Genomic DNA, 1,115 nt, shown 5'->3' with positions numbered 1-1,115 from the left:
ACAACGGTGAAGAGTCACCGACAGAGCAACGCCAAGCCGAAGCCTTTACCAGCTACTTGCGCCATGGTTTTGCGGAGTTATCGCAAGAAGACAAAGCCCAACTTCGTGCTTTAGGTACAGCAACGGGGGCTGGTGGTGGTTTTACCGTACCAAAAGCTTTTGTGAATCGTGTGGTTGAAAGCATGGCGGTGTACGGTGGTATCGCGAACGTCTGTCAGGTTATCAATACTCAAGATGGCCGCGCGATGCCTTGGGCTGTGTCCGATGGTCGAACTGAAATTGGTGAAATGCTGGCAGAAAACCAAGAAGCGAGTAAAGGTGACCCGACCTTCAGCCAAGTTGAGATTGGAGCGAAGAAAGGCAGCTCTAAAATCGTACTGGTATCGAATGAGTTACTGCAAGACAGCATGATTGATATCGATGCGTTTGTAGCGCGCCGTATCGGTCAGCGTTTGGGCCGTCTCGAAGCTGGTCAAATCATTACAGGTGATGACACTGGTAATAACCTGAAAGGCTTGAACTTACAGGTGCAGTTGAAGCATGAGGCTGCGGCAATCTCTGGCGTGTCTTACGCGGATTTGATCAACCTAAAGCACAAGGTAGACCCTGCTTATCGCAACAGTCCGAACACCCGTTGGGCGTTTAACGATGACACATTCAAAGGCTTTAAGCTGATGAACGATTCCAATGGCCGTCCATTATGGCTGCCTGCGATCGCCGGTGTTGCACCAGCCACCATTGATGGTGATCAGTACGTTATCGACCAAGGCATTGCCGCAGCTGGTGCAAGTAAAAAGTCAGTGTTTTACGGTGATTGGATGTCGCTCATTCTACGTCGAGTGTCTTACATGAATCTGCGTCGTTTGACCGAGCGTTACGCTGAATTCGACCAGATGGGCTTCATTGGCTTCCACCGCTTTGATGTACTGTTGGAAGATGTTGCAGCTATCGCCGCGCTAGAACACGCTGCGGCTTAATTCTAACCATTATATTTAGCCCACCATTTGGTGGGCTTTTTAATGCAATAAGGAATTGAATATGGCAACCACGAAAGCCAAGACAGCAGAGATCACCAAAGAGTCGACAGAGACTTCGGAGCAACCAAACGGCAATAC

The 1,115-nt window shown here is 49.4% G+C and carries 1 protein-coding gene; it reads left to right on the top strand.

What is annotated here, in order from left to right; genetic code table 11:
• Positions 1 to 977, top strand: a 977-nt coding sequence (locus R8N49_RS31085) for a phage major capsid protein (protein ID WP_318190204.1), incomplete at its 5' end; no start/stop codon positions are given.
• Between the last annotated feature and the right edge of the window lie 138 nt (positions 978 to 1,115).

This window comes from Vibrio sp. 1978 (assembly GCF_033344345.1).
This window is presented reverse-complemented; position numbering and strand designations above follow the sequence as displayed.